This is a genomic window from Streptomyces sp. NPDC005004 (assembly GCF_053600675.1).
Window position 1 is genome coordinate 25,462 of the sequence record NZ_JBSGAH010000030.1, and the last position, 23,192, is coordinate 48,653.

Consider the following 23,192-nt stretch of genomic DNA (forward strand, 5'->3'; position numbering starts at 1 on the left):
CTTTTCTTCGGGCGGATCAAGTGGTGGCGTCGAGCAGCTGGGCGAGGGCGCGGGTCGCGTGCCGGGGCGGCGATTCACGCTCGGGGTGCCACATCAGCCCCCACCACGGCAGCCGTTCGTAGGCGAATGCCTCGACCGTGGCGCCTCCGTCTGCGACGGCGAGCACCCGGAGACCGGTCGGCAGTCCGGCGGCAGGCAGGACGTGGCGGTGGTGGGAGGCAACGGTGAACGTCTCCGGCCAGCCCCAACTGGCGGGGGCAACGGCGCGGACGTCGTGATGTGTCCCGGCGTGACGCGGTGCGTCTTCAGCAAGGCGGGCGCCAGCCCGGGCGGCAAGGACCTGCGCGCCGCGGCAGACCCCGACGACCGTAGTCGTCCCGATCCGCTCGGCGCGGTCCAGTAGCCAATGCTCGACGGCGTCTCGCTGCGGTGCCAAGTCGACGGCGCCTGGGGCGCCGGGCACGTCGTTGCCTCCGGACAGGAGAATCGCGGCCAGTTCCAGCCCGTCGAGCAGCCGGCGGGCCGCGCCGAGGTCGCCCGGCACGAGGACCACCCGGTGGCTGGCTAGCAGCGGCATCCACCGCGCGTCGAGGTAGTCGCCCTCCTCGCCCCGTGTGGGAAACCGCACCCGTCGCTGCGTGACGGCCACCCAGCCCTCCTGCCGGGTCATGAGAGCACGTCCACACGACCGCCGCCCGCGTCCACGACGACAGACCGGGCCGCGGCCACCGCCGCGTGCGTCGCCGGGCCGACGCCGATCGCGGCCGGGACGCCAAGCTCGGCGCACCGGATTGCCATATGGGAGTTCGCACCGCCGTACGCGGTGACCAGGGCACCGGGACAGTGGGCGAAGACCCAGTCGTATCCCGGGTCCGCGGCCTCCAGCACGATCACAGCCCCGGCCGGCGGCGGGCACGAGGGGACGGGGTCGGTGTGGACGGATCCCGTGACCGCCCCGCCCGTGACGAAGTTCGCCCGCCCCTGCCCGCGGGCGAAGCAGTCGAGCGCCTCCGGCCCCGTGATCACGTCCGGCAGCTCGACGAGCGCGCACACCCCCGCGTGCGCCCGGCGCCGCACCACCAACGCCGGCCACCGGCCCGCGCGGCCGGCCAAGACTTCATCGACACGCAGATAACGGGCGTCGTCGCCTGAGACTCCTCCGGCCAACGCCCGGGCGCGGGCGGCTTCGAGCGCGGCGCTCACCCAGGACGCGTACAGAGCCTTGCCATACTCCCGGCCGGTGATCGCTGTCCGGCAGAACGCCTCCAGCCCGGTCGCGTCCAGCCCCAGCGGGGCCACGGCCCGGCCCACCGCACCAGCCATCCGGCTGCTCCACGGCGCCTTGGCCGCATCCGGCTCCCTCCACGGAGCATCAAGCAGGGGCCGCAGGTAGCCGTCCGGGTCCTCGCCGTACGCGGGCACCGCGAGGTCGTACGTGCCTGGTCTGATCCACCGGTAGCGCTCCACGAACGCATCCCAGTCCAACCGCCCGGTCGCGACCTCGCTGGCGTGCCGCCGCAGTGCGGTCGCCGGGCTGCCCAGCCCGCGCATCCACTCCTCCCGAGAGCTGACCAGCCCCTCGGCCTCTAGCACCCGCAGCAGGTCAGTGGCGACAAACCCCGCCCGTGCCAGGTGCGCGAACCGCAAGGCCGCCCTGCGGGCCGCCGTCAGCGTCGCCGCCAGCCGCGCCGGTTCGGCGTCCGCCCGTGTCGGAGCCGCCGCGTCCGCCAGCCACTGGGTGTCGTCTGCCAGGCGCTGCACTCCGGCACGTGTCACGGCGAGCAGCTGCCCGTTCAGCCGTCGCCGCGCCGCGCTGCCGATCCCGGCCGAGGCCAGGTATTCGGTCCGCTGCGCCACTAGCGGGGTCCAGCACGTCGCCGCGATCTCGAACTCGATCTTGTCGTGCGCTGACACGTCGTCGGCCAGCCGCGCGCTCATCGCCCGCAGCACCGCGCCGGCCAGCGCATCGTCCAGCCCGGCGGGCACGAACGAGGCGAGGCTTGCGACCGCGTCGACGTACGGGGAGCCCGCCACCATGTGCATCAGCCGGGTGCCGCGCAGGTCCCGGTAGCCATACGCCGCACGCTGTTCGGCCCACGTCCGGTCGGTGATCAACGCCGAGTACAGCGACGCTGATAGCGGTGTGGGCCGGCGGCCGAGCATCTCAGCCGGGTTCCAGTCCGCCATCGTCGATAGCAACAACCCCGCCCGGCAGTCCGGGACGACGCCCGGACGGCGCCCCAGGCCAGCGACCTGCCGTTGTGCACCGTCCACCACTCCATGCACGCGCTCGTCTGCGACCGCGCGGGCCGCCGCCAATGGTCGAGCCTGCAACAGGTGCGTCGCGCCGTCGGCGAGCGCGACCTCCACATCGAGACGGCTCGTGCCCGCGCACCTCTCCGCCTCCACGGCCGCGTCCAGCAACTGCGTGGCCGCGGTTGGCATATCCGGCCGCCCGCGCTCAAACCCCTGCGGGCGGCGCGCGAACCAGGTCTGCACCCCGGCTCCCGTACCGGCGGTGACCGTGTCCGTGCGACCCGAGACCAGGTCGACTGCCGCCGTGTAGTACGGGGCACCCGACACGGTCCGTGTGGTGACAACGCCGGCCGCCTGAACCGGGTCCAGCCACTCCTGGACGAGCACCCGGGCACCGGGCCCGTAAGTGCCGTAGGAGGTGAAGACCTCCTGCACGGCCCCGGCGAGCGCTCCCGGCACCGCTGGCACCGGCACGGGCACACTCAGGTACGCACCCGCCGCCGACCGCTCCCAGCCGTCCTCGCCGTCCGCGCACGACCGCACAATCACCGGTCGGCCCGGATATCGGTTAGCCACGTCGTCGGCCACCTGGGCGGGATCGCGCTCCCACTGCCGCCATGTCACCGACAGCCCTGCGTCCACCCGCACCCCGGTCAGCAACGGCGCAAGCCGTCGCAGCGACACGTCTTTGCCGCCCAGCAGCAGCCGTGCCCGCTGCTCGCCGACCTGCCAAGGAACCAGCCCTGGCCGCGGGCCAGCGAGCGGAACCCGGTGTCGCGCCACCAGATGGCGGGCGACTGCCGCCGCACTCGCACCCGCCGGGGAGCAGCCGCTCTCCACGCATCGCGTGTGCGCCCTCAGGGCCATAGGGCCGAAGCTGTACGCCCGGCCCGGCGCGGCCTGCGCGGTCCAGACACCGACTCCGTGCTGGCCCAGCAGCGCACGCCTAACCGCTTCGGACGGCACCGCCCCGGCCGGCAGCCACAGCGCGGCGGCCAGCTGCTGACGGTCCAAGACCTCCTTGGCCGTGGCTGGCGCCACCGTCAGGTCGACCGACGCCGTCGGCCGGTCGAGCACGTGCGCGACCACGTCACGTAGTCGTACGAGGTCTGCCGTGCCGGGGCCGAGCAACGGTCTCGGCCACACGACAGCGAGCTCAGCACCCATGAGGGCCTCCTACGAGAAGGAGCGTCAGGCCGCCACGGTGGCCTAGCCCTGGCAGGCGTACCAAGGCGGCGGGACGGGAGCGAAAGCCCGGCGGACTGCCCGGCGGACCGCGCCGTACGCAAACGCCGCCACCGACCCCTCGACCCCGCGCTGCTCCAGGCCGGATAATGTCCGCCCCGTCCGCAATAGGCCGACAGACAGCGCTCGGCCCCGGGAGAAGGACAGCGGCCGTGCCCCACGAGCAGTCATTACCACCGCAGTCGGCCAGCGACGTCGAGGCCCGTCTCTCCGCCGAGACGGCCTTTCGCTACTGGTTCCGCCTGTCGAGGATGACCAAGAACGCGCTCGCCCGCGCCATCACCAAGCTCGCCGTCGAACGCGGCCACCCCCAGGTCCGGCCCGACGGATCCCGCGTACGCAGGTGGCTCGATCACGGCGAGCGTCCCCGCGACCCAGTCCCCGACCTGATCGCCGAGATCCTTTCCGAGCGCACCGGCTACCGCCTGTCCGCCGCCGACCTCGGCCTCGCCGCCGCCCCGGTCGAAGACGAGGCCAGATACCGCGGGCCAGCCGAAATCCTGACTGACCTCCAGCGAGCCACTGGCGCCACTCTCGCCCACGGCCCTCACCGCCCCGAACGGGCCGAGTACGACGGCGCCCCGCAGTACCCGGAGCCACGTCACCTGCTCACCGCGCTGGAGTCCTGGTCCTGGAACACGGCCCGGCCTCTGCCCGCCGTCGTGACCAACGGCCGCCTCGGCCACGCCGACGCCGAGCGCATCGCCGCCCACACCAGCGCCCTACGAGAGATGGATAACGCCCACGGCGGCGCCAGCATGCTCTACATGGCCACCGCTCATCTCGCCGCTACCAGCACTGCCATCACGAACGGCACCTATACCGAACCAGCCGGCCGAGCCCTGTACCGCGAACTCGGCGACCTCGCCGGTGTAGTCGGCTGGGCTGCACACGACGCCGCCCACTACCCTCAGGCCGTCAAATACCTCACCTTGGCCGTGCACGCCGCCCGCGAAAGCGGCGAGACCAACCTCATCGCCCACCTTCTCCAGTGCCTTGCCCGCGTCTGGGGCTACGTCGGTCACCCCCAGCTCGCCCGTGACTGCATCGCCCTAGCCCTCTACGGCGCCCGCAACACCGCCAGCCCCGTCCTACGCGCTGGCCTGCACGCCCTCGACGCCCGCTTCGCCGCCCTCCTCGGCCGCCCTCGCGACGCCCTCCGCGCCGTCCACCTCGCCCAGGAGATCTTCACCGAAGACGGCCCCGACCCCGCGCCCGCTTTCGTCTCCTACCTCGACGAGGCCGAACTCTCCTCCACCCTCGGGGAAGTACTTCTCTTCCTCGCCCGAAAAACCGACGACGCCAAGCACGCGCAACACGCCATCGGCCTGCTCGCCACCGCCGCCGAACACCGCGCCGAGCAACGTGTACGCTCCCGCGCCTTCGACTCCATCGCCCTCGCCCGCGCACAGCTGTTCACCGGCCAGTTCGAGGCCGCCCACGCCACCGCCGAACAGGCCGCCGCCATCGGCGCCGGGCTGGACTCCGCTCGCGTCCGCCGCCGCTACCGCGACCTCGCGCGCGAGGCCGCTGAGCACCCCGCCGCCCCTAGCGCCCGGCAGATCCACGAACTGCTGACCACCCAGCCATAGGGACGCTGCCCGACCTCGGTTAGCCTAGAGAGACGCAGCCTCGAGTTGACGCGCCGCCAGCGCGCTAAGCATTGTCTGGAACCGCTTAGCGCGCTGTCTCCAACCTCCTCGTGGCTGCGTCTCACCTGCCAGCGGGGTGAGGCGGCTTGAGCAGCAACCCGACAGCGGGTATCACGCCTCCGTGTAGCGGCCTAGGAAAGCCTTCTCGGTTTCGGAGAGGCGCCGGGGGCAGGCGGTGTCCAGGTTGTATGCCGCCATGATCGTCGTTGCCTCGGCGTAGAGCCGGTCCGGGTCGCGGATCTCGTAGGCGAGTTCGAGTGTCGCGGCGCGGCAGCGGGTGACCCATACGTGCACGTCGACGGGCTCCTCGCGGTACAGCAGCGGCGCGCGGTAGTCGACGGTGGACCGGCCCACGACGAACGCGTGCTGGCGGCGGCCAGCCTCGTCCATGGGCAGCATGTCCTGGAACATCCTCGTGCGCGCCTCTTCCAGGTACTGAAGGAAGAGGGCGTTGTTGACGTGCCCGTACGCGTCTGCGTCGGCCCAGCGCAGCGGGAGTTGGTAAGTGAACCTGTGCATGGGGGTCCTTATCGGTATGGCGGCATGATCAGCGCGGCGGGCGTAGGTCGGGTTTCGTGCTTTGGGTCGCGCGGGGACGTGGTTCAATTCGCCGCGGCCGCGCTTGCGCTTCGGGGGCCCGAGGCTTTCGGGCTGGCCTGCACCGCGTCCAGGACGTCCCGCAGCACCCGCTGTTCTCGGTCGCGCTCGTCGAGGAGTTGCTGAATGCGCGCGGCGGCGGCCGTCGGGTCGGCGGGCAGGGCTGCGCGGACCAGATGGTGGATCTCGGCGAGGCAGGGGCCCTCCGACGCCCCTTTGGGAATGCGGGCGATCACCGTGGCCGGCGAGACGTGGGTGACGGCCCAGCACCTCGTGGCCTCTTCCGCCGCCCATACCACGATGCGCCGGTCGAGCGAGAGCGTCAGTTGGACCTCGGGGCCCAGGACGCTGCTGAGCGCGGGCAACGGGATGCGGTTCGTCCCGGCCTGCGCTGCGGCCTCCTCCGGGGTATCGACCACCGTCCGCGAGGCGAGCGCCGCCTCACGCCGCCACCGGGTAGCCGCGGCCTCGTCGGCGCGGTTCTGCGCATGTCGTTGCGCTATGGCAACGTCGTCCTGGCTGGCCGCCGTGGCCGCCCAGGCATTTCGGGCCCCGCCGAGAGCATCAAGCTCGTCATCCTCGGCGCCTTCAACCCAAGTGATCACGACGAACCGGGCCTCCGGCATCGAGGCGGGGTAGAGGACGTGACTGACGACTTCAACGGTCTCCCAGTCCAGCGCCGGAACGTTCATCCGGAAGACGTGGCCGTCCCGGGTTTCCCCCATGTCGTGCACGGTCTCCCAGATATGCCGCGCATCGGGGTCCTTCTGGACGTCCTCGATCAGCCCTCGGAGTTCCACGTCGTTGGGCTTGGTGGCCAGAGCGAACTTCAGCATCTTCACGTACGCCGAGGCGTGCTTGTCCCAGTCCTGGTACTGAACCCGCGCTTCGCTCGCGGTCAGCGCCCAGCGGATCAGGTTCGCGCCGGGTTCCATCACCCAGGGCCACCACTCGGCCATGGCCGAGTTGAACGCGAGGATGTTCCAGTGCCGGTCGCACACATAGGCCGGGCTCGGCAACTGCCGGTCGATGAGCAGCCGGAGCGCCTGCTGAACTTCGGGCTGCCCGGACTTGGAGACGACGTTGGTGCCGATGTTGTACAGCAGGAGCGCATGACGTTCGTCACGGTCCAAGTTCAGCAGCCGCGCTAGGGATTCACATTGCGTGCACGTGAGGCGCGGCGGTGTCGCACCACGTTCGATCTTCCGATACGTGCGCTCACCCATTCCCAGGGCACGTGCGGTTCTGGCCTGGGTGACACCGGCCGCTTTACGCCACCGGCGGAGCAGAGCGCCGAATCCCATGTATTCGCCGGCCAACTGTCCACTGCCCTGCCGCGAGACCTCGTCGTCTGCAGCACGTCTATTGCTGGGGTCAAGGTCGTTTGTGACCACGAGAAACCTGCCTACCTTATAGCTCTGGGAGGCGGCGGGAGCGCACAAAAGGGCCCAGCGCATGCACTGGACCCCGCCCCGCCACTCCCCCCGGAAGAACCATACGCAACATTCAAGCGATCTTGGCCATGTGTGCACTGGACCACAAACCCCCGCCTCGCAAACTGCTTCAATATGAAACTAAATCGCCAGGCATCACGACATATTTGCTCCTGAAACGGACACCCCCATGGGGGCTCATCGCTGGAATCGGCAAAACGTTGCCGATTTTCGTCGCGTCGCCAAGAGTCGACTACTGGCCGGGAATTCGGCCACCAACCTTATCCGCTGGCGAGACCTCATCGCCGTTCCACGGAACGGAACTTGAAGCTTCCAGCGGCCCCGCCTCCACGACCAGAGGAGCGGCGCCCAACATAGCCAAAGCGGACAAATAGTCGCGTTGACGCTCATGGCCAAGATTGACTTAAATCGCTCTGACCAGCCGTTTCGACGGATCCGTGTGACGCGAAGCGCGAGGAGGTGTCCGTGGTGATCATCATCGCGGGGTGGCCTGGTCGCCGCTGCCCACGCAGTGCGGCACGTCGGCGCCATCGCCTGCACGTGAGTGCGCCTCCAAGGCGGGCGCGACCTGCCAGAGCGATAGCAGCTCGCCGAAAAGTCGGCTCCTAGAGTCGAGTTACGCAAGTCGCCCCACGAATAACCATCGGCAACTAGTACAGAGTTCTAGAACCAAGTCTGGATCTTGACGCACGCGGGAGCGTATGTTCGTCGTCCCCTGAGGACGCGCCTGGTATCCAGACACGTAAGGAGCACCGCCCCTCAGAACCTATCGCCTCGCATACAGCGACGGCGCCCGAGAGTTCCAGCTCTCGGACGCCGAACGCTTAGCAACACATTCCGCCCTAGGACCTGCAAGCCAACAGCGGCGGAACTGCGTACCGCTACCGCGCTGACGCACCCCATGGGTGCTGCGGCGCGGCAACAAGCAAAGGGGATTCTTACATGTCTTGCGCCCTGTGCAAAAGGCCGAACCCTCGGCCCCGTGCCACAGATGGCTTCGCCTCGACAACACCGCCAGCAGGATTCCGCGCCGTCCCGGCGACGACCCGTACCCCTTCAGGGGCCGGGGGTGGCCGATGAGCCGCGATGCCCGCGAATGGGTGTGGGAGAACAGCTCCAGCCGAGCGACCGCACGGTGCGTCATGCTGTCGATCGCCGACCGGGTGGTCGATGACCAGTGCATCGCGTGGGCCTCGCTGTCCAGCCTCGCCGAGCGCACGAACGCCTCCATCTCCACGGTGCGCGAGGCTATCGCTCGCCTGATCACCGTAGGCGAACTGGAGGATCTTAAAGACCTCGCTGGCCCGCAGGGCAGCACGGTCTACCGTATGCCCCTGGCCGCCCAGGCCCTGCAAGAGCAGCGCGAGGACAATACCGACGCGCCATCCCCCGATTCCGAGGCCCGCCTGGCGCACCGGGTCTCGACCTTGCGCCGGTACGGAATCCGACGGCGTAGGGGGCCGAAACCCATCACGATGGCCCGGAAACCGGCAGTACCGGAAACCGGCAGTATTGGAAACCGGCAGACCCGGAAACCGGCACCCCGGCGTACCGGAAACCGGCACAGCGGTGTACCGGAAACCGGCACACAGAACCGTAGTGAACCGGAATTGAACCGTAAGTACAGCAGTGGTGCCGCCGTCATCCCGGCTGCCCAGTGGCAGGTCGGCCCAGACACCCAAACCTGGGTTCAGCAGCAGGGGCACCTCGACCGCCTCGGCGAGGACGGTGTGCAGGCGGCCGACGCGAAGTGGCGTCTGCACCGCGCCGACTGGGAGCCCCGCTCCCCGGACGCCTGGGCTGCCGACTGGCGTGCCTGGGTGGCCCGCGAGCACCCCCCAACTCCTCGGGGCGCGCATGCCGGATACGGCTCTGGCCACCGCGCGTCGCCCGGCATGACCCGCACCGAGGCACACCAAGCCGCCCTCCTCGCCGCCCTCTAGCCGACCGGAACGGAGTAGCCACACCGTGGACCGCCGCGAAATCGCCGCCCTGCTGGCCTACATCGGCCGGCTCGACCCCCGCCTCGCCCGCACCGACCAGGGCGACGTCCGCGAGCAGCTCGACCAGTGGCACGAACTGCTCGGCGACGTGCCGATGGCCACACCGCACGGCTGGGACGCCCGCGACGCCGCACGGCGGCACTACCGCACCTCGCCGTACCCGATCGCGCCCGCCGACATCGGCCGCCCGTGGGACGCCTATCGACGCGACCGCATCGGCCGCCACGTCGACCCGACTCCATCCGCCGACCCGGACGACCAGGCGGCCTGGACGGCCGAGCTGGTCAGCACCCGGCACGCGGTCGCTATCGGCAGCGCCCAGCCCATGCAGGACCGCGCGATCAGCAGCCGCCGAAGCACCGAGATCGATCCGAAGCTGGAGGAGAGGCTGCGGGAAGTCGGCTCGTGTATACCGCCCGCTGCCCGAGCCGCCCTCGCGCCCTACCGGGCCGCTCGAGCAGCCCGTACGGCGGCCGCCGCCCCGGGGCAGCCGGATGCCCTCAGCATCGGCTGCGAGCAGTGCGGGGCCCAGCCCGGTAAGCCGTGCCTACGCCGAAAGCTCGGCCCTTCCGGAGCCATGCACGCGACCACCCCACGCACCATTCCGCATGGCTCCCGCCTCACCGCCGCGCAGGCCCAGCAGCCTGCCATGGGCTGATCGGGTCATTCGGCCACCCCACCCAGGGCTGGTGCACCCTCCGCACCACTCCCTCACCGTCCCACCTCCGGCTGCGGTCCACGCTCTCGCCGCGCAGCCGGCCCCCAACACCGCATCCGCTCCTCTCCGGCCCCCGCCCGGCCGACGCGGCAGCACATTGGAGCCTCGCCTTGAAGCACATCACTACCTACGACGCGCCCGTCACCGGCCTGCGCGGCATCGGCGACACCAGCTGGCAGTCTCGCGGGGTCTGCAATGGCATGGACCCCGACGACGCCGACGCCACGTTCTTTCCCCTTCCCCGTGACCACGAGGCGATCGCCGAGGCCAAGGAACTCTGCGGCCCGTGCCCGGTCCGTCACGACTGCCTCAACTACGCCCTGGAGAACGACCTCAAGGAGGGCGTCTGGGGCGGCCTCACCCAGGCCGAGCGACGTCCCTGGCACAACGGCCTGCGCCACCGCCTCGACTACCAGCGAGTAAGGGCGTTCTTCCAGGGACGGGACGTCCACCTGACCGAGGCCGAGCGGCAGGTCGTCATCGACCACGCCTACGTCACCGGCTGGCGGCCCGACCGGCTCGCCTCCGCCCTGCGCATCGGTCCCAAGCATGCCCGTGATCTGCTCCGGCAGGCGGCCAACAAGGTGTTCGACCGCGACCGCAACCACGGCGTGTCACGGCCCGCCAGGAAGCGGAAGAAGACCGCCCCCGCCGCATCCCGACCGGCGCCCACGCCACCCCTCGGCACGCGTAAGGCGACGTCCCGTCCCGTGGCGCAGCTCCCGGCGCACTCCCCTGTCGGAAAGGCCGCATGACCCGCCTTCTGGCCCTCGGCGCCGGCGTTGACCTCCCCCTCCTCCTTGCCGCCGGCGTGCCCGCCGCCCTCGTCCTGGCCCTCACCGCCTGGACCGTCCGGCGCCGCGGCATACCGCCACAGAAAAGCCTGCGTGGCCCGGCAGTCCGCGTCGCCGCCCTGGCTGCCCTGGCCTGCACCGCCTACAGCGCGGACACTAGCTGGCGCTTCGCCGCCGACTACCTCGACATGGCCGGCACCACCGAGCGAGCCGGGATGTTCGCCGCGGCCGAGCTGTCGCTCTTCGCGACCGCGCTGATGGCACGACAGAACCTGGCCACCCAGGGCGCGCCCGGCCTGCCGGGCACCCTGGTCTGGGTGATCACCACAGTGCAGGTGATCCCCGCCTTCGCCGAGAGCGGCCCCATCGGCGGCACGGTCCGCGCCTTCGTCGGCCCGATCATGGCGGCGACCTTGTGGCATCTGGCCATGGGAATCGAGGTGCGCCTGCGTACCCCGGGCGCCACCTCGCACGGCCTGCTCGCCGCCCTGAGTCGGGAAGCCCGCGAGCGGCTGCTGTCCCGCCTCGGGATCGCCGCGCGAGATCGCGACGCCGCGCAGATCACCCGGGACCGCGCCACCGCCCGCGCCGTCGACCTGGCCGCACGCCTCGCCGAGCGGACAGCCGAGGAGCAGCAGTCCTGGCGCGGCCGGCGGCTCACCCGGCGGCTGTCGCGGGCACTGGGCAGGGCGTCGGTCGGCACCGACTCACGTCAGCGCGCGCTGCTGCTCGACCTGCTCGCCGCCCGACGCCACGCACTCGCGCTGGCCACGGTCCCGCTGGCCTCGCCCTGGTCCCCGGTGCACCAGGGCGCTGGGGATGCCACAGTCCCCTCGCAGGAAGCCGCAGATACGACGACTGATGAGGCCGGTCCCGGAGAGGCGGCCGGGGACCGGGGACCGACCGACCCGGGGACCGAACCCACCGGGGACCGGGGACCAACCGACCCGGGGACCGAACCCACCGGGGACCGGGGACCAACCGACCCGGGGACCGAACCCACCGGGGACCGGGGACAAGTTCCCCTACGGCGGAAGACGTCGCCGAAGGCGAAGGGCCAGGGGACGCGTGGGGGCCGGTCCCGGACTCCGCAGACGCAGCGTCCGTCGCGTGAGCCGGAGCAGTCGGTGGGCCAGCTCGTCCAGCAGGTTCGCCCCCACGTCCCGGCTCTGCTCGACCGGGACGGCAACGAGTCCGTCACCCGGGTCCAGCTGCGGGAGATCCTCCGCCGAGAGGGCCTAAAGGGCGGCCGGAACGACCGGTTGAGCCTCGTCCTCCAGGAGCTGCGGAGCGAGGACACCACGAAGACAAGGAGCACCCGATGAAGACCTGCCTGAAGTTCAAGGTCGTCCGTGAGGAGTACGAGCGGGAGATCGGCTTCATGCTCGCCCACTCCGAGCGACACGCGGGCAGGCCGTCGGCAAAGTCCAGCGCGAAGCAGGCCGTCTCGGCGAAGCAGCGGATGGCGAGGGCGCTCAACAGCCACGTCGGGCGCTGCCCCGAGTGCGGATAGCCCGGCAAACCCACAGATCAGCGCAGTATCCGTAACGGGTGGCCCGGGCCACTGGGCCGGGCCACCCATCCCTTCGAGGAGGCATCGTGATTCCGCTCCCGCTTCGTTCATCCGAGCCTACGGCCGCCGAGGCCAGCGCCTGGGCAGACGTCCTCGTCAGCCGACGCCTCCTGCACTCAGCTGTCCCCGGGCCGAACGGCCAATGGCTCGTCCAGTACCAGCCCAACGGCCCCGTCCTTGTCCTGACGGGACCGGCCGACGTCATCACGCTGGCCGCAACCATCCAGCACCGCATCCGCTCAATGAGGTCCGAATCACGGTGACGATCCCGCTCCAGAACGGCACCACCCCCGAACCCGCTCCCGACTCCAACTCGGTCTCAGGGCGAGCAAGTTATCCCCTTGGATACTCCGCCCCTGGCGGAGTATCCAAGGGTTCCCCCGCCCCCGTGGGGCAGGGGCTCGTCCGGCGCCGAGGGTCGCCGGACGAGGAGGCTGCGACCGAGGGCGGATCGCAACCAGCAGGGACACTGGCCAGACCTGAGCAGCCGCGTGTCCGCCGCCGCAAGTACCAGCGCCGCCAGCGCCCGCACGTGCGTAACGCCCGCTTCAGCGACGACGAACTCGAGCGCATCACCGCCGGCGCGAAGGCCGCCGGCCTCACCCTGGCGGGCTTCCTCGCCCGCGCCGCGCTGTCCGCCGCCCGCGACCTCGAACGGACCGCCAGTGCCGTCGCCGGAGAGCGTGAGGTCATCGCCGAGTTCTTCGCCGCCCGCCGGTACCTCGGTCACGTCGGCAGCAATCTCAACCAGATCGCCCGGGCGGTCAACGTCGGAGCACACCCGCCCGAGCTGGATGTGGTCATCGCCGCCACCCACCGCGCCGTCCAGCGCGTTCAGCACGCCACCGACCGACTCCTCAACCAGGACTAGGACCCTCCCACCGGCATGATCCCCCGGATCCAAAAGCGCGGGCAGCGCACCATCGGCCTCCTCTACTACCTCTACGGGCCCGGCAAGTTCGAGGAGCACACCGACCCGCACCTCGTCGCCTCCTGGGACAACAACGCCCCCGACCCCGGCCGCGATCCGAACGCCACGCTGCAGCAACTTCAGCAGCTCCTCGACCAGCCTGTGGAGAACGTCGAGCAGTCCGCCCGGCCGAAGAAGCACGTCTGGCACCTCTCGGTCCGCAACGCCGCGGAAGACCGGACCCTCAGTGATGAGGAGTGGGGCGAGGTCGCCCGGCGCATGGTGGCCGCCGCCGGCATCGACGACCCCGCACAGGGTGCCGGGTGCCGGTGGGCGGCCGTGCGGCACGCCGACGACCACATCCACATCATCGCCACCCTCGTGCGCGAGGACGGTTTCAACCCCGACCTCGACCACGACGCCGCCCGCGTCCAGGCCCAGGCACGGACCCTCGAAGTGGAGCTGGGCCTGCGCCGCCTGAACAAGGGCGACGGCACCGCCGCGAAGCGGCCCACCAGCGCCGAGCGCCACAAGGCCAAGCGCCAGGGGCGCGAACGCACCGCCCGCGAAGAACTGCGGGAGACCGTGCGGCGCGCGGTCGCCGGCGCGACCAGCGAGGCAGAGTTCTTCAACCGGCTCGCGGGTGCTGGCTTGCTGATCCGTAAGCGCGTCGCTCCGTCCGGGGACCTCCTCGGTTACAAGGTCGCTCTGCCCGACGACCGCAACGCCGAAGACGAGCCGGTATTCTACCCCGGCGCGCGCCTCGCCCCCGACCTTTCGCTGCCCCGCGTCCGGGAGCGGTGGTCCGGCGCCACTCCGGAGCATGGCAACGCCGCTCCCAGCAAGGGCGATGGCGTTCGTACGGGCGTCGACGATCCGGCCGGTGCCCGCCGCAGGACGGCCGCCCTCGCGTGGCAGGCCGTGGCCGTCATCGAGCACGGCGACGACGCGGTCGCCGTCGCCCACATCGCCGCAGCGGGGGAGGTACTGGACGCGCTCGCCAAGACATCTGCTGCCCACACCCGCCGCGAACTGCGAGAGGCAGCAGCGGCCTTCGAACGGGCCTCCCGCTCCCACATCCGGGCAGAGCGGGGGCACGACCGGGCCTTGCGGCAAGCCGCCCGCGACCTCGTCCACGGCGGCCCAGCGCTGGGCCGCCGTGAGGACGGCGCCACCACTGCAATGGCGATCGACATGCTGTTCTTCCTCATCACCACGACCATGCACTGGCACGCGAAGAAGGGACACGCGCAGCAGGCCGCCGCCGCCCAGCAGGCCGCCGAACATCTGCGCTCCGCCTACCAGGCCGCCGCCGCCCAGCCCATCGGCGTGCTCCACGCGCGCGGCCGTCGCCTAGGACGGCCGCTGATCCAGCGACAGACGACGCTGCTACGCGAGGCGCTGCCGCAGCTGGCGGAGCAGATCCTCGCCGAACCCGGCTGGTACGCCCTGGCCGCGACTATTGCCGACGCCGAGGCCGCCGGTCACGACGCGGCCACGCTTCTGTCCGATGCGGTGCAGCGTCGCGAACTCGACTCCGCGGACTCGGTGAGCGATGTCCTGGTCTGGCGGCTGCGGCGGACCGCCGACCTTCCCGCTGACTCCTCGAACCTCTCCGAACGCGGGGCGCCGACAAGACGGTCCGTGACGGAGAAGGCGGCACCCCGACCCTCTGCCCCTGGTCGGGCACGCAGTGGGAAGGAGGCGCCGGGCAACGCTCGGTGACGATGGGGCTCCCGACCCTCGAAGGCGACTGTGGACTTTGTGAATTGAAGCCCCCCCGGGGTGTCGGGCACGATCATGAAGCGAGCAGGACGAGGCGAAGGAGAGCCAGGGTGTTTCATCGGATACGCCGTCGGGCGAAGGGGCTCAGCGAGGCGCAGCGCCGATTCATCGAGATGGTCGAGGAGATGCAGGACCAGGTCCCTCCCGGGGCGGGAGCCCCGCCGACCGAACCGGAGCACAGCGCGCCGACCGCCGTGATAGACGACTTCCTCCCGCCGGAGCTGCGAGTGCCCAGCCACGACCAGCTCGACGGCAGGATGACGGCATGGCCGCAGCCGCTGGTCCTCGACGGCGAGGTGGTCGCCTGCTCCGTGTGCGGCACGTACCGGGACTGGCTGATCCTCTCCACCCAGGATCAGATCTGGCTGCGCTGCCGGGCGGGGCACCAGCAGCAGGAGACCCGGCTCGACACCGCCTGGTACAACCGGCACACCGGGCCGGCGGACGCGACGCACGCCACGTTCGAGGACTGCCTGCGCCACCTCGGACACTGACCCCACTCCTACGCCCCCAACGGGCCTGCGGGCCCGCACTGACCACCCGTCGTCCAGTACCAAGGGGTCAGTTCCGCCATGCGCGTTCGCGTCGCCACCACCGCCCTCGGCATCACTGCCGCTCTCCTCGCCCTGTCCGCCTGCTCCACCGACACCACCCGGGCCAAGCCCAACAGTGTCTCCTTCGCCCGTGCCGGGAAGCCCGCCGGCGCATCCCAGAACGTCGCTCCGCTGTCGTCGGCCGCACTGGAGAGGCGCCTGCTCGACGAGCGCGACCTCGGCAGCGGCTACTTGCGCGAGCCGGAGCGTCCCGCCCAGCACGACGACGTAACCGTCGTCGGCTGCCCGGCCCTGACCGAGCTTGGCGGCGACGCGGCGACCGGCGGGTCGCTCACCTTCCTGCACAAGGCGAAGGCCACCTTCACCTACGCCGGCAGCAGCGACTCGGAGGTCTCCGAGGAGCTGTACAGCGACAGCGCGGGCAAGCTGTCCGATGGCATCGGCCGCATCTTCGGCGCCATGACCGGATGCCCCACCTATCAGGTAGTCGCGGGCGACACCGCGATCGACATGGCCTCGCAGAAGCTGACCGCGCCCCACGGGCTCGGTGACGAGCAGTGGAGCCAGCTCCTGACGTTCTCCACCGGAGGGCGGAGCACCGTGGTGAAGCAGACGGCGCTCCGTGACGGCGGCCTGCTGCTGATCGTCTCCGGCTCCCCGGCCCTTGTCGACCGTCACCTCGGCAAGGCCCTGGCCAAGGCGGCGGCAGCCGGCTGACCCTCCCTGGACATGCTGCTGCCCCCGACCTTCCTGGTCGGGGGCAGCAGGGCGTTGCGCACGAGTGCGATCAGCCAGGAAGTCGGAGACCCAGTGTTGCTAGGAATGGAGCGGGTCTGGAGCAAGAACAACGGTCATCCACGGCACGGCACGCTGACGGAAGCTGTGCCCCACGGGCTCCAAGTCGCTGCCCTGCTGGTTGAGGCTGAACGTCGTCACCATGACCATGTCCGAGTCGTCGGCTACGGAGATCAGATGGGTGCCGCAGCGTGGGCAGAAGCCTCGGTGCAGGGTCGGCCAGGTCGAGTACCACGTCGGCTCCCCGCCGGGGCCCGTCCAAGTCAGCGTTTCCCGTCGGAACCCGACCCACGACATCGCTGGTGAGCCTGACAGCAAAGTGCAGTCGTCACAGGAACACAGTTCCCTGTCAAGTGCTCGTGTTCACGTCTTGTGCCCCCCTTCGTGGTGGGTCGCAGTGGCGGCTGCCGAAGGAGCGGGACGGCCAGCCGACGGATGGGATGAACAGTTCCTGTACAGCCAATTTTGCTGTGTTCTCCGGCGTGTTGAGGCTGCTTCGATCAAATTGATGTGCCCCTTTCGCGGGGGCGGCTCGCAATTCGCCCTTCACCTCGATGCTTGGCGCACCCAGATTCCTGACACCGCCTGAATACTCAGAGCCCTGGCTCTCACTCCCGCTTTCGCCCCTCGGCGGGGCGGCAGCTTGAATTCGTCGAGGAAGTAGCCTCGCGCATTCCTCAAGTACCTTGAGTGCTCGTGGAGCGCCGTGGTGTCAGCCGGTCGCACTGGGCGCTGTCTGTGCCACCGAGGGCAGCCAGCGCACGGCGTTGTCGTGGAAGGACGCGTGGATCGGTACGAGGTCTTCGCCGCTGGTGTCGTTGAGGGCCGTGACGTTGATGCCGATCTCCGGGATGTCGCTGTCGATCGCCGCGACGCGGCTGCCGCAGGTCGGGCAGAAGCCGCGCTTCGCCTCACCGGGGAAGGTCTCGTACCAGGTCGGTTCGCCACCCTCACCGGTCCAGGTGATCGTCTTGAAGCCCACCCACCACATCACGGGGGTGCCGCCGAGTTTCTGGCAATGATCACATTCACAGGTGTGGGGGAAGACTGCCGGGCCCTGGGCGGTGAAGCGGATGCGGCCGCACAGGCAGCCGCCGGTGCGTACCTCGGCTTCTTTGGCTCCCTGGGTGTCGGCGGCTGGGGTGGCGTTCATCAGGTGATCTCCCAGGTGGAGTGGGCAAGTTGAACCCATCAGTGTGCCATCGCTTCCATGATCGCCAGGACGCTGTTGATGGCTCTGGCGTGGCCCCGGCCGTGTGCGCCGATCGCGGAGGCGTGACGGGCCCGGGCGACGAACCCGCGCTCAGGGGTGTCCCAAGGCGCACACGGCCCATCGGGCATCGCGCCAGGGCACAATGCCTGTCTGAACCGCCGGGTGGTGTGCCGAACCCGACGAAGCGCCACTCGCCACTGCGGTGACCGGCCTCGTCTCTCTCGATCTTGGCTGCAACACGTACGGAAGCGCGCGGGTTCGCGGATTCTTAGACGGGTAACCGCTGAACCCGCGCTTCGTTGCCCGCTTGGAGGCGGAAACGAGGGCGGGTTCGTCTGTGTCGGCAGGGGATGCGGCAGCTGTCGAGCTACAGGAATGAGCGGCGTGCGGCGGCGGTGTCTGTCCATGGTGCGATGAGCGCGGCGGCCACGGAGACGGTGGCAAGGAGGAAGAAGAGTGGTCCGTAGCCGCCGAGCGGCAAGGCCAGGGCGGCGCCAGCGAACGGCGCGAGGGCTGCCGCGGTGGTCGCCGGTGCCGCGAGGAGCCCGGAGAGGCGTCCGTAGTGCGTTGTGCCCCATCGGTCGGTGATGGCGGTGGCCTGGAGGAGAGTGAGGTTGCCGCGGACCATGCCAGCCACCACCGACACGGCGATGAGCAGGACGTACGGGCCGGGGACGGCGGCGAAGGCGGCGGTGGTCAGTCCGCCGAGCGCGATCAGGATCGTGGTACGGGCGGTCGCGGTGGTGCGGCGGGCAAGCGCGGCGTACAGGGTGCGGCCGAGGGTTTGTCCGGCGCCGCCGAGGCCGAGGGCCCAGGCGGCTTGGTTGGTGGTGTACCCGCGTTCCAGGAGGAGCGGGATGAGGGCGACGACGACGGCGTACATCGCGAAGGCCGACAGAGTGAAGGCGGCGGCGAGTAGCAGGAAGGGTCGGCTGCGCCCGACCTCGGCCGCAGCTGCGGCCGCGTGCGCCGGGCTGGTTGGGGCGTCGGGCCAGGGTGCGCTCAGGGCCAGGGCGTGGGCGGGGATGGTGACGGCGGCGAGGATGGCGGCGAGTACGAGGTAGGTGTGACGCCAGGACAGGTGGTCGGCGAGGGCCGCGGTCAGGGGTGCGAAGACCGTGGAGGCGAGCCCGCCGGCGAGGGTGACGATGGTCAGGGCGCGCACGTGGTCGGGGGCCCACCAGCGGGTGAGGGCGGCGAACGCCGGCTGGTAGAAGGTGGCGGCCATCGCGAGCCCGGCCAGCGCCCAACCGGCGAAGAACACGGGGAGGTTGGGGGCCGCAGCCACGATCAGCAGGCTGACCACGCCGAAGACGGAGCCGACGGTCATGACGGTGCGCGGGCCGCGCCGGTCGAGGATGCGGCCGACGCGGATTCCGGCGAGGGCGGAGACGACGAGGCCGAGGGAGAACGCCGCGGTGGTTGCGCCGGCCGGCCACCCCGTCGCGGCGGTGATCTGCGGGTTGAGGACGGGGAAGGCGTAGTAGACGATGCCCCAGCTGGTGATCTGCGTCAGGCAGAGGGCGGGCAGCACGGCGCGGGGCCGCGACCGGTCCCCCGATCCGGTCGCGGCCCCGCGGGCTGAGGTGTTGAGGTCGGTCACGAGCCGCAGCAGCCGCCCGCCGGAGCCTCCTCGGCCGCCGTGGCGCCGCCGGGGCCGACGGCGGGGACGCCGAGCTGGACGAGCTGCGGCGCCGGGGCGCAGCAGCCGCCGCCACTCTGGTCGGATTCGGGGGCGTCGAAGAGGCCGGCTCCGCCGCAGACTCCGGTCTCGGGCAGGGTCAGTTCGACGCGGTCGGCTGCTTCGAGGTCGCCGGCGATGGCGGCGGCGACGGAGCGGACCTGCTCGTAGCCGGTCATGGCGAGGAAGGTGGGGGCGCGGCCGTAGGACTTCATGCCGACCAGGTAGACGCCGGGTTCGGGGTGGGAGAGCTCGCGGTGGCCGTGGGGGTAGACGGTGCCGCAGGAGTGCTGGTTGGGGTCGATCAGCGGAGCCAGTTCGACGGGCGCCTGGAGGCGCTCGTCGAGGCCGAGGCGGATCTCGTCGAGGAAGGAGAGGTCGGGGCGGAAGCCGGTCAGCACGATGACCTCGTCGACCGGGTCGAGGCGGCGGCCGTCCTCGCCGACCAGGACCAGGCGGCCGTCGTCTGCCCGTTCGATCGCCTCGGTGCGGAAGCCGGTGACCGCGTCCGCATGGCCCTCGTCGACGGCTGCCTTCGCGGCCAGGCCCAGGGCGCCGCGGGCGGGGAGCTGGTCGGCTTCTCCGCCGCCGAAGGTGGAGCCGGAGATGCCCCGGCGCAGGATCCACACGCCCTTTGTTCCCGCGCCGCCGTCGGCCTTGGCGAGGTCGGCGAGGTAGGCGAGGGCGGTGAACGCGGAGGCGCCGGAGCCGATCACGGCGGTGCGCTTGCCCGCGTACCGGGCGCGGACGGCCGGGTCCTTCAGGTCCGGGACGCGGTAGGTGATCCGGTCCGCGGCTGCCTTCTCGCCGAGTGCGGGCAGGCCGCTGCCGCCGGCCGGGGACGGGGTGTTCCAGGTGCCGGAGGCGTCGATGACGGCGCGGGCGAAGAGGCGCTCCTCACGGCCGTCGGCACGCGTGACGTGCACGACGAACGGCTGCTGCTCGCGGTCGGCGTCGACGATCCGGTCCCGGCCGGTGCGTGAGACACCGGTGACGCGTGCGCCGGTGCGGACGCGGTCGCCGAGGACGTCGGCGAGCGGCTGCAGGTAGAGGTCGGCCCAGTCGCCGCCGGAGGGGTAGGTGGCCGGGTCGGGGCGGGTCCAGCCGGTGGGGGCCAGGAGCTTCTCGGCGGCGGGGTCGACGACCTCGCCCCAGGTGGAGAACAGGCGCACGTGCGGCCACTCGCGCACCGCGGCGCCGGCGCTATGGCCGGCTTCCAGGACCAGGGGTTCGATGCCCTGGTCGATGAGGTGGGCGGCGGCGGCCAGGCCGGCGGGTCCGGCCCCGATCACGACGACGGGCAGCTCGGTGGTGGCGGGCGCGTTCACGGCGACTCCTTGCGTGTTTCGACATCTGTCGATGGCTTGCGCGGCCCAGCATGGCACCTGTATTGATAAGCGTCAACATAGACATTTATCGAACCAAGGGGGATTCGCTGATGGAGCACATCGACGTCGCCGTGATCGGCGGCGGCCAGTCCGGCCTCGCCACCGCCCACGCGCTGCTGCGGCTCGGGCTGCGGCCGGTGGTGCTGGAGGCGTCCGACCGTGCGGCCGGGGCGTGGCCGCACTACTACGACAGCCTCACGCTGTTCTCGCCCGCCCGGTACAGCTCCCTGCCCGGGATGCCGTTCCCCGGAGCCGACCGTGACCGCTACCCGCACCGCGACGAAGTCGTCGACTACCTCACCGCCTACGCCGACCGCCTGGACGCCGAGATCCGCACGGGCTGCCGCGTCACCGCGGTCCGCCGCGCCGGCGAGGCTTTCGAGGTGGAGCTGGAGGGCGGCGGCTGGCTGTCCGCGCGGGCCGTCGTGGCGGCCTCCGGGACGTTCGGCCGACCGCACCGGCCCGCGCTGCCGGGCTTGAAGGAGTTCGCCAGGCAGGTGCTGCACGCCGCCGACTACCGCAGCCCGGCCCCGTTCACCGGCCGCCGGGTGGTCGCGGTCGGGGCCGGGAACTCCGCGGTGCAGATCGCCGCCGAGCTCGCCGCCACGGCACGGGTCACGCTCGCCACCCGCGCCCCGGTGAAGTTCGCGGCCCAGCGCATCCTCGGCCGCGACCTGCACTTCTGGACGGCCCGCACCGGCCTGGACGCCGCACCCCTCGGCCGGCTCCTTGCGCGCCCGCCGGCGCAGCCGGTCATCGACGACGGCCGCTACCGGGCCGCCCTGGCCGCCGGCCGACCCGACCGGCGGCCGCTGTTCACCGGCGCGACCGGGTCCAAGCTCGTCTGGCCGGACGGGGAGCGGGAGGAGGTCGACGCGATCGTGCTCGCCACCGGCTACCGCCCCGACCTGCCCTACCTCGCCACTCTCCATGGCGCTCTCGACGCCGACGGGAACCCCCGGCACCGTGACGGCCTCGCCACCGGTGTACCGGGGCTGGCGTTCGTCGGGCTGGAATGGCAGCGCAGCCTGTCATCGAACTCGCTGCGCGGCGTCGGACGGGACGCGGACCGCGTCGCCCGGAACCTGGCCGCCCACCTCGCACGCCGGTGACGAACCCCCCTGTACTGATTCGACATGTGTCAACATAGACGCATGTCGAATGCGAAGGTGCTGCCGCTGCTCGAAGCCGACGGTCAGGGTGTGGTGCCGTGCTGCCCGCCGCTGACCGAGCGCCCGATGACCGCCACCGAGGCCGAGACGGCCGCGCGGATGTTCAAGGCGCTCGGCGACCCGGTCCGGCTGCGTCTCTTCTCCGCCGTGGCCTCGCACGAGGGCGGCGAGGCGTGCGTGTGCGACATCTCCGACGTCGGCGTCTCCCAGCCCACCGTCTCCCACCACCTGAAGAAGCTGAAGGAGGCCGGGCTGCTCACCTCCGAGCGGCGCGGCACCTGGGTCTACTACCGGGTCGAGCCGTCGGTGCTCGCAGCGATGGGCAAGCTGCTGACGCTACCCACCGCGGCCTGACGGCCCGCAGACGCGCACGGGCGGGACACCGTCGCGGCGTCCCGCGCGACGGCATCTTCATCGAGCGCCGCAGCCCAGCGAACGCTGCCGGTGCTGGGAGGTCTGGACGAAGCCTCGGCGGACCTGCGGTGCCTTCGCCCGAAGAGATGGCCGCACCGTAGCGGGCGAGGCGGCTGCCAGCGAAGATGCCCGTCATGACCACTGATCAGAGCCCTGTCCCGCTGCGCGCGACGCTTTCGGCACCCTTGGTGTTCGCCGCGGGAGGAGCCATCGGGGTGCTGGGCGGAATGATCGGACTGGGCGGGGCGGAGTTCCGCCTGCCCCTGCTCATCAGCCTGTTCGGGTTCGCGGCGCTCTCGGCCGTCATCCTGAACAAGGCGATGAGCCTGGTTGTGGTCCTGGTCGCGCTGCCGGCCCGCCTGGCCGCGGTCCCGGCAGCCGAGGTAGCCGCACGGTGGCCGATCACGGTCAACCTGCTGGCCGGCAGCCTGCTCGGTGCATGGGCCGGAGCGAGCTGGGCGGTGCGCATGCGCAGCTCCACCCTCTACAAGGTGCTGGCGGTGCTGATGGTGCTGATGACGGCCGCCCTGGTTGTTACCCACACCACCGCCTTGGACGCGCTCGCCCTGCCGCTGTGGGCCCAGGTGCCCGCCGGCGTCGTCGCCGGGTTCGGCATCGGCGTGGTCGCCGCGATCATGGGTGTGGCCGGAGGCGAGCTGCTGATCCCGACGATCGTGCTGCTGTTCGGCCAGGACATCAAGACCGCCGGAAGCCTCTCCCTGCTGGTCTCCCTGCCGACCATGCTGGTCGCGTTCGCCCGCTACAGCCGCGACGGCAGCTTCGCCGTCCTCGGCACCAACCTCCGCTTCACCGCCACCATGGCCGCGGGCTCCATCGCCGGCGCCGTGCTGGGCGGCCTGCTCCTCGGAGTCTTCCCCGACCTGGTCCTCATCCCCCTCCTGGCCGTGATCTTGCTCGCCTCCGCGTTCAAGCTCGCCCGCCACGACTGAACGGCGGCGGGCGAAAGACCGCGCACCCCCCTCCTGCG

The 23,192-nt window shown here is 71.1% G+C and carries 21 protein-coding genes; 13 read left to right on the forward strand and 8 right to left on the reverse strand.

Features of this window, described 5'->3' with window-relative positions; genetic code table 11:
- Window positions 1-16: 16 nt before the first annotated feature.
- Window positions 17-670 carry a glutamine amidotransferase-related protein gene (locus ACWEEU_RS28750; protein WP_451736226.1) on the reverse strand — a complete coding sequence of 218 codons (654 nt, stop codon included), beginning with the start codon at window positions 668-670 and terminating at the stop codon, window positions 17-19.
- On the reverse strand, window positions 667-3,423 hold the full coding sequence (locus ACWEEU_RS28755; RefSeq protein ID WP_451736229.1) for a PEP-utilizing enzyme: 2,757 nt from the start codon (window positions 3,421-3,423) through the stop codon (window positions 667-669). The genes ACWEEU_RS28750 and ACWEEU_RS28755 overlap by 4 nt, the downstream gene beginning before the upstream one ends.
- A gap of 230 nt (window positions 3,424-3,653) precedes the next feature.
- On the opposite strand from ACWEEU_RS28755, the gene ACWEEU_RS28760 reads away from it, so the two are divergent.
- Window positions 3,654-5,093: a transcriptional regulator gene (locus ACWEEU_RS28760; protein ID WP_451736231.1), complete on the forward strand. Its 1,440-nt coding sequence runs from the start codon at window positions 3,654-3,656 to the stop codon at window positions 5,091-5,093.
- A 171-nt stretch (window positions 5,094-5,264) separates the two neighbouring features.
- Here the strand turns inward: ACWEEU_RS28760 and ACWEEU_RS28765 are convergent, their stop codons facing one another.
- Both ACWEEU_RS28765 and ACWEEU_RS28770 read right to left on the reverse strand, forming a co-directional pair.
- Entirely contained in the window at window positions 5,265-5,672 is a 408-nt protein-coding gene (locus tag ACWEEU_RS28765) for an acyl-CoA thioesterase (protein WP_451736234.1), read from the reverse strand.
- A gap of 83 nt (window positions 5,673-5,755) precedes the next feature.
- On the reverse strand, window positions 5,756-7,054 hold the full coding sequence (locus ACWEEU_RS28770; protein WP_451736297.1) for a helix-turn-helix transcriptional regulator: 1,299 nt from the start codon (window positions 7,052-7,054) through the stop codon (window positions 5,756-5,758).
- Window positions 7,055-8,280: 1,226 nt separating this feature from the next.
- Here ACWEEU_RS28770 and ACWEEU_RS28775 point away from each other — a divergent pair.
- The 9 genes from ACWEEU_RS28775 to ACWEEU_RS28815 all read left to right on the forward strand — a co-directional run bounded on the left by ACWEEU_RS28775 (window position 8,281) and on the right by ACWEEU_RS28815 (window position 16,258).
- Window positions 8,281-9,147 (forward strand): helix-turn-helix domain-containing protein, encoded by an 867-nt coding sequence (locus tag ACWEEU_RS28775; RefSeq protein WP_451736237.1) that lies wholly within the window; start codon window positions 8,281-8,283, stop codon window positions 9,145-9,147.
- A gap of 25 nt (window positions 9,148-9,172) precedes the next feature.
- Window positions 9,173-9,865 (forward strand): zinc finger domain-containing protein, encoded by a 693-nt coding sequence (locus ACWEEU_RS28780; protein WP_451736240.1) that lies wholly within the window; start codon window positions 9,173-9,175, stop codon window positions 9,863-9,865.
- 170 nt (window positions 9,866-10,035) lie between these two features.
- The gene (locus ACWEEU_RS28785) at window positions 10,036-10,680 is read left to right on the forward strand and encodes a WhiB family transcriptional regulator (RefSeq protein WP_451736243.1); all 645 of its coding nucleotides are present in this window, start codon (window positions 10,036-10,038) and stop codon (window positions 10,678-10,680) included.
- A complete protein-coding gene (locus ACWEEU_RS28790; protein WP_451736246.1) occupies window positions 10,677-12,044 on the forward strand; it encodes a hypothetical protein in 1,368 nt (455 codons plus the stop codon). The genes ACWEEU_RS28785 and ACWEEU_RS28790 overlap by 4 nt, the downstream gene beginning before the upstream one ends.
- Window positions 12,041-12,232 carry a hypothetical protein gene (locus ACWEEU_RS28795; RefSeq protein WP_451736248.1) on the forward strand — a complete coding sequence of 64 codons (192 nt, stop codon included), beginning with the start codon at window positions 12,041-12,043 and terminating at the stop codon, window positions 12,230-12,232. The genes ACWEEU_RS28790 and ACWEEU_RS28795 overlap by 4 nt, the downstream gene beginning before the upstream one ends.
- A 202-nt stretch (window positions 12,233-12,434) precedes the next feature.
- Complete coding sequence (locus tag ACWEEU_RS28800) at window positions 12,435-13,163, forward strand: plasmid mobilization protein (RefSeq protein ID WP_451736251.1); 729 nt, start codon at window positions 12,435-12,437, stop codon at window positions 13,161-13,163.
- A gap of 15 nt (window positions 13,164-13,178) precedes the next feature.
- Entirely contained in the window at window positions 13,179-14,927 is a 1,749-nt protein-coding gene (locus tag ACWEEU_RS28805) for a relaxase/mobilization nuclease domain-containing protein (RefSeq protein WP_451736254.1), read from the forward strand.
- A gap of 110 nt (window positions 14,928-15,037) precedes the next feature.
- The gene (locus ACWEEU_RS28810) at window positions 15,038-15,481 is read left to right on the forward strand and encodes a hypothetical protein (protein ID WP_451736257.1); all 444 of its coding nucleotides are present in this window, start codon (window positions 15,038-15,040) and stop codon (window positions 15,479-15,481) included.
- Window positions 15,482-15,559: 78 nt separating this feature from the next.
- Complete coding sequence (locus ACWEEU_RS28815; RefSeq protein WP_451736260.1) at window positions 15,560-16,258, forward strand: hypothetical protein; 699 nt, start codon at window positions 15,560-15,562, stop codon at window positions 16,256-16,258.
- A gap of 99 nt (window positions 16,259-16,357) precedes the next feature.
- Here ACWEEU_RS28815 and ACWEEU_RS28820 read toward each other — a convergent pair whose 3' ends face one another.
- The 4 genes from ACWEEU_RS28820 to ACWEEU_RS28835 form a co-directional block, all read right to left on the reverse strand.
- Window positions 16,358-16,678 (reverse strand): GFA family protein, encoded by a 321-nt coding sequence (locus ACWEEU_RS28820; protein ID WP_451736300.1) that lies wholly within the window; start codon window positions 16,676-16,678, stop codon window positions 16,358-16,360.
- A 370-nt stretch (window positions 16,679-17,048) separates the two neighbouring features.
- Window positions 17,049-17,489 carry a GFA family protein gene (locus ACWEEU_RS28825; protein WP_190044137.1) on the reverse strand — a complete coding sequence of 147 codons (441 nt, stop codon included), beginning with the start codon at window positions 17,487-17,489 and terminating at the stop codon, window positions 17,049-17,051.
- A 427-nt stretch (window positions 17,490-17,916) separates the two neighbouring features.
- On the reverse strand, window positions 17,917-19,152 hold the full coding sequence (locus ACWEEU_RS28830) for an MFS transporter (RefSeq protein WP_451736263.1): 1,236 nt from the start codon (window positions 19,150-19,152) through the stop codon (window positions 17,917-17,919).
- Window positions 19,149-20,558: an NAD(P)-binding domain-containing protein gene (locus ACWEEU_RS28835; protein WP_451736266.1), complete on the reverse strand. Its 1,410-nt coding sequence runs from the start codon at window positions 20,556-20,558 to the stop codon at window positions 19,149-19,151. Before ACWEEU_RS28835 ends, ACWEEU_RS28830 begins: the two co-directional genes overlap by 4 nt.
- Before the next feature lie 110 nt (window positions 20,559-20,668).
- Between ACWEEU_RS28835 and ACWEEU_RS28840 the strand changes: the two genes are divergently transcribed.
- The 3 genes from ACWEEU_RS28840 to ACWEEU_RS28850 all read left to right on the forward strand — a co-directional run bounded on the left by ACWEEU_RS28840 (window position 20,669) and on the right by ACWEEU_RS28850 (window position 23,154).
- Window positions 20,669-21,730, forward strand: a complete 1,062-nt coding sequence (locus ACWEEU_RS28840; RefSeq protein WP_451736269.1) for a flavin-containing monooxygenase — start codon at window positions 20,669-20,671, stop codon at window positions 21,728-21,730.
- Window positions 21,731-21,772: 42 nt separating this feature from the next.
- Complete coding sequence (locus ACWEEU_RS28845) at window positions 21,773-22,144, forward strand: ArsR/SmtB family transcription factor (RefSeq protein ID WP_451736272.1); 372 nt, start codon at window positions 21,773-21,775, stop codon at window positions 22,142-22,144.
- Window positions 22,145-22,338: 194 nt separating this feature from the next.
- A complete protein-coding gene (locus ACWEEU_RS28850) occupies window positions 22,339-23,154 on the forward strand; it encodes a sulfite exporter TauE/SafE family protein (protein ID WP_451736275.1) in 816 nt (271 codons plus the stop codon).
- The last annotated feature ends 38 nt before the right edge of the window (window positions 23,155-23,192 follow it).

Excerpts from the sequence above, each read along its gene's own strand:
- ACWEEU_RS28750 (WP_451736226.1), bottom strand. The coding sequence starts at position 670 with ATGACCCGGCAGGAGGGCTGGGTGGCCGTCACGCAGCGACGGGTGCGG.
- ACWEEU_RS28790 (WP_451736246.1), top strand. The coding sequence starts at position 10,677 with ATGACCCGCCTTCTGGCCCTCGGCGCCGGCGTTGACCTCCCCCTCCTC.
- ACWEEU_RS28825 (WP_190044137.1), bottom strand. The coding sequence starts at position 17,489 with ATGAACGCCACCCCAGCCGCCGACACCCAGGGAGCCAAAGAAGCCGAG.
- ACWEEU_RS28755 (WP_451736229.1), bottom strand. The coding sequence starts at position 3,423 with ATGGGTGCTGAGCTCGCTGTCGTGTGGCCGAGACCGTTGCTCGGCCCC.
- ACWEEU_RS28800 (WP_451736251.1), top strand. The coding sequence starts at position 12,435 with ATGGCTCGTCCAGTACCAGCCCAACGGCCCCGTCCTTGTCCTGACGGG.
- ACWEEU_RS28765 (WP_451736234.1), bottom strand. The coding sequence starts at position 5,672 with ATGCACAGGTTCACTTACCAACTCCCGCTGCGCTGGGCCGACGCAGAC.
- ACWEEU_RS28840 (WP_451736269.1), top strand. The coding sequence starts at position 20,669 with ATGGAGCACATCGACGTCGCCGTGATCGGCGGCGGCCAGTCCGGCCTC.
- ACWEEU_RS28845 (WP_451736272.1), top strand. The coding sequence starts at position 21,773 with ATGTCGAATGCGAAGGTGCTGCCGCTGCTCGAAGCCGACGGTCAGGGT.
- ACWEEU_RS28770 (WP_451736297.1), bottom strand. The coding sequence starts at position 7,054 with ATGGGATTCGGCGCTCTGCTCCGCCGGTGGCGTAAAGCGGCCGGTGTC.
- ACWEEU_RS28815 (WP_451736260.1), top strand. The coding sequence starts at position 15,560 with ATGCGCGTTCGCGTCGCCACCACCGCCCTCGGCATCACTGCCGCTCTC.
- ACWEEU_RS28795 (WP_451736248.1), top strand. The coding sequence starts at position 12,041 with ATGAAGACCTGCCTGAAGTTCAAGGTCGTCCGTGAGGAGTACGAGCGG.
- ACWEEU_RS28805 (WP_451736254.1), top strand. The coding sequence starts at position 13,179 with ATGATCCCCCGGATCCAAAAGCGCGGGCAGCGCACCATCGGCCTCCTC.
- ACWEEU_RS28775 (WP_451736237.1), top strand. The coding sequence starts at position 8,281 with ATGAGCCGCGATGCCCGCGAATGGGTGTGGGAGAACAGCTCCAGCCGA.
- ACWEEU_RS28850 (WP_451736275.1), top strand. The coding sequence starts at position 22,339 with ATGACCACTGATCAGAGCCCTGTCCCGCTGCGCGCGACGCTTTCGGCA.